This is a genomic window from Leptolyngbya sp. FACHB-711 (assembly GCF_014695615.1).
Taxonomy (GTDB): domain Bacteria; phylum Cyanobacteriota; class Cyanobacteriia; order Elainellales; family Elainellaceae; genus Leptolyngbya_A.
Genome location: NZ_JACJOR010000554.1, coordinates 1 through 3,358, shown reverse-complemented (window position 1 = coordinate 3,358; position 3,358 = coordinate 1). Strand labels below are relative to the sequence as shown.

At 47.9% G+C, this 3,358-nt stretch carries 5 protein-coding genes and 1 pseudogene; 4 read left to right on the top strand and 2 right to left on the bottom strand.

Going from position 1 to position 3,358, the window contains the following annotated elements:
- Positions 1–526 precede the first annotated feature (526 nt).
- Positions 527–880, top strand: a complete 354-nt coding sequence (locus H6F80_RS27580; RefSeq protein WP_190794721.1) for a site-specific integrase — start codon at positions 527–529, stop codon at positions 878–880.
- 405 nt (positions 881–1,285) lie between these two features.
- Positions 1,286–1,792: a hypothetical protein gene (locus tag H6F80_RS27575; RefSeq protein WP_190794720.1), complete on the top strand. Its 507-nt coding sequence runs from the start codon at positions 1,286–1,288 to the stop codon at positions 1,790–1,792.
- 9 nt (positions 1,793–1,801) lie between these two features.
- On the opposite strand, the pseudogene H6F80_RS27570 reads toward H6F80_RS27575, so the two are convergent.
- Positions 1,802–1,912, bottom strand: a pseudogene (locus H6F80_RS27570) (IS1 family transposase); the annotation flags it as partial.
- An 86-nt stretch (positions 1,913–1,998) separates the two neighbouring features.
- Positions 1,999–2,316, bottom strand: coding sequence for a transposase (locus H6F80_RS27565; RefSeq protein ID WP_190794719.1), 318 nt, complete (start codon positions 2,314–2,316; stop codon positions 1,999–2,001).
- Between H6F80_RS27565 and H6F80_RS27560 the strand changes: the two genes are divergently transcribed.
- Positions 2,315–2,548: a hypothetical protein gene (locus H6F80_RS27560; protein ID WP_190794718.1), complete on the top strand. Its 234-nt coding sequence runs from the start codon at positions 2,315–2,317 to the stop codon at positions 2,546–2,548. The genes H6F80_RS27565 and H6F80_RS27560 overlap by 2 nt on opposite strands.
- Before the next feature lie 113 nt (positions 2,549–2,661).
- Positions 2,662–3,162, top strand: coding sequence for a hypothetical protein (locus H6F80_RS27555; protein ID WP_190794717.1), 501 nt, complete (start codon positions 2,662–2,664; stop codon positions 3,160–3,162).
- Positions 3,163–3,358 lie beyond the last annotated feature (196 nt).

Genomic DNA, 3,358 nt, shown 5'->3' with positions numbered 1-3,358 from the left:
CGATTCAAGCCAGTTAAAGCGCGCAGCAAGCGGTCTTGTGTCAGCACCCGTTCAATATCCAGCATTTGCTTATCCCATTTCTGCCTTCTATTCTTGCTTATTTCCCGACAAGTCTAATGTATCCACCTCAAATGTTCATTCCTCTGTTCATGCAGATCCTTAAGCTAGGAGAGCTTAAGGAAAACTTATCAATGAGGGACGTTAGGGGAAGAAGCTTGCGGGACTCTGTCAATTAGATCTCTGATTGACAAAATCACCAGAAAGCCAAAGACAGAATTAACGATCGCCCAAGTGGATCTGATTCTACAATCCTGTCGATTTGCAATTGAAGCGACAGAACAAGACGGTCAGTCCTTGTCTGGAAGTGGAACGACAACGGCAGAGGTGTTAGCTTAACTTCTCCTGATAACTCCTCCTGATCTACTCAATACTGGAAGAATCTAGCTTTCTCGTCACCTCCTGCTGTTCCGGGGCGATGTTAGTGAAGTTATCTTGACCTAAAACTGAAATAACTTGACGATCGACGGTGACTGATTCTCCCAGTGACCCTGTTCTCCCGATCGTGATCGTGCCCCTTGAGAGCGGCAAGGAGGAACCTCGGCGATCTGAACCTCCAGATTTACGTCACTGGCAGATCGAGGAGTTCCTGCGCCAGACGGGAAAGGCGGAGAATACCCAGCGCACTTATCGCGAACAACTGATCCGCTTCGCGGCGTGGTGCGACAAATCCTGGCTCGATGTGACACCCAGTGATATTGGCAAGTATCGGCGGGAGTTGAAGAGTAAGGGGCTGAAGGCAACCTCGATTAATCATGTGCTGAATACGCTGCGATCGTTCTACGGTTGGCTGCGCCGAAGCAACGGCTATCCGATGAACTAGCCGCTGCCCACGGATGCGATCGATCTGGAACGGCAGGAGGAACAGAAGTGCTTGAGCAGTTACATTGTGCCCATCATTCACTAGGCGCACCCAAGAACTACGGAATATTCTCCTCGAAATGTGAGGACTTCCTAAATCCTTTCTACTAAAGCTTTAGAACTATGGATTATTTGAGCAGCAGGGGATAACAAAGTGCTTGGACAGTAGTGGTCTAGCAGTGACGAAAGTTAATTGCCACTTAGTTATAGTTCAGACATAGCAGTACTTAATCTCTATCGCTTAATAAAAGATTTATTGCCGCGACCTATCCTACCGTGCAGAATTGAAAGGGTGTGAGCACTGAGTTAATTCTTATACCTGAGCCGATCGTCCAACAGTAAACTAAAGACTGGAGAAAAATAAGCCATGCAAAAGGAAACGGCTGTTGGAACCGCGTTTATCCTCAGCAATCCCATTATCAATACTGCAGCGAGTGCGATTGGAATTGCGAAAACTGGGACGGCGATCGGAACATTGCATGGAGCAGCCCATGCCAGTGCAACTGCTGCTTGGATAGGACTGGGCAGTATGAAAGCTGGACTATTCATTATGAATGCCCTGCCAGTCGTCGGGGCTTTATTGGTCCTCGACAGCCTCAGTGGTCGTGGTCATGGCTCTCCGATTATCGATTGTTATGAGCAAGCCTGGAGAGATTATGAGGTGCAGTGTGAACTGGAAGAATTGAAACAGCAGGTCAACGTTGATCCTGACCATCAAGTTCGCTCAAAGACATCTATTACCAGTTTCGCTCAACTCGATAGCCACTTTCAATTGCTGGAGAGGGAGCATGATCTTTATCAGTTTAAAAAAGAGATGGGGCTACTTCCGGCCCAAGCTCAGCTAAACCAACAGAAAAGCGGCGTTGCTGAATAGAGGGAGGAATCAAGTAGGAATTGGGACATCCCAAAATCTTAAGTAGTGAAGTAACAAGCGGATTGAATGTGTCAGCATTTCTTCTGACTTGGAATAACACAATGTTTTGCGATGTAGTCGAACTTTGAGCTGATAGTACAGACTGGACCGCGCCAGCTTGAGCAATTGACATTGCTGCACAATGCCTAAGTGAGAATGGTCAGCCATCACCAAGGCTTTTCGAGCTTCAAGCCCAACTGTGCTGACCTATTGGCTAAAAAATCCCGTTCTACCTTCAGTTGCCCGATTTGCCGATAGAGTTCATCAATTTGTGCCTGTTGGTCGCTTTGAGCAGAGACGGCGGAACTGCTTGACTCGAAGACATTGCTCGCTCCCTCTAGCAGTTGCCGCTTCCAGTTGTTGATCATCGTCGGATGGACCTCATACTGGCTTGCCAATTCTGCTACTGTTTTCTCACCCCGAATTGCGGCAAGGGCGACTTTAGCTTTGAATTGAGCGTTGTATTGTTTGCGTTTGTTTGCCATGAACTACCTCTATCATGAGTCAATCGTTCAGAGCTTAGCCACCTGTCCAGTTTTTCGGGTCCACTTCAATGTGGCAGATGCCTGGTTCCAAAAGGCCCTTGCCGCTCCGAAGTTGGCAAAGCTGAAGAACTTTGACCTATCGACCGCGAAAAAGGTCGAAAAAATTCTCCAAGCCACACCCCAATTGGAGCATCTTTACTGCGATCTGGACTTCCGGATTGCCAAAACATAACGAGAGGCGAGGCAGCGATTGTCCTACACCGTCGCGATTCGCAAAGCATGAGAATGAAGTTAGTTTTAAAGCAGACCGAAAGATGACGCTGAAAGTTCACACAAGAAACAGTTATGACAGCGAATGATGGACTCACGATCATGCTTTTCATCCTGGTCATCACCAGTCTTGCAACAGGTTATGGCTGGGGTGTGCAAGCACAACGCCTGCCCTTCTCAGCAGACATTGGATTCAGTGAACCGCAATGGTCATTTCTGAAAGGGTGGGTCAAGTTAGCGTTAGTGGCTGGCGTTCTATTGCCGATCGTCCTCCTTGCTCAGGCTTGGGGACAGCCCGATTCAGTGAGCTTCTGGAGCAGTTACCTCCTAGTTGTTGCGGTGCAGCTAATTTCTGAGCGGGTGTTCAGCCAGTGGCTCGTTGGGAGTGTCGTAGTGCCCATTGGCTTCTGCTACACGGCTTTTCGGTTATGGCAATTAGGGGATGGATTCACTGGATTAGCGTTATCCGGTTTAACGTTGATCGGCTTTGCGGTTGTTGTCCTGTTCTGGGCTGCCAATCTAGTGATGTTGATGACGATCGCCATTCCAGCAATTTACAAAGGACAGAGACTTTAAGACGACGGTTTCAGATTGGAGCTCAAGGTACTGAGGTGTTTTTGCTGGTTGAGCAGAGGAAGGCTAGTAACTACGGGCATGAAGTAACCTTACGCAGGTAGTTCCACTAAACGTTCAGGCAAAGTTGAATGTATCGTTCTTGGGCTTCACCTGCAAGGTTAGAAATTATTAGTCCTAATAGTCTGACTGCCTTGTG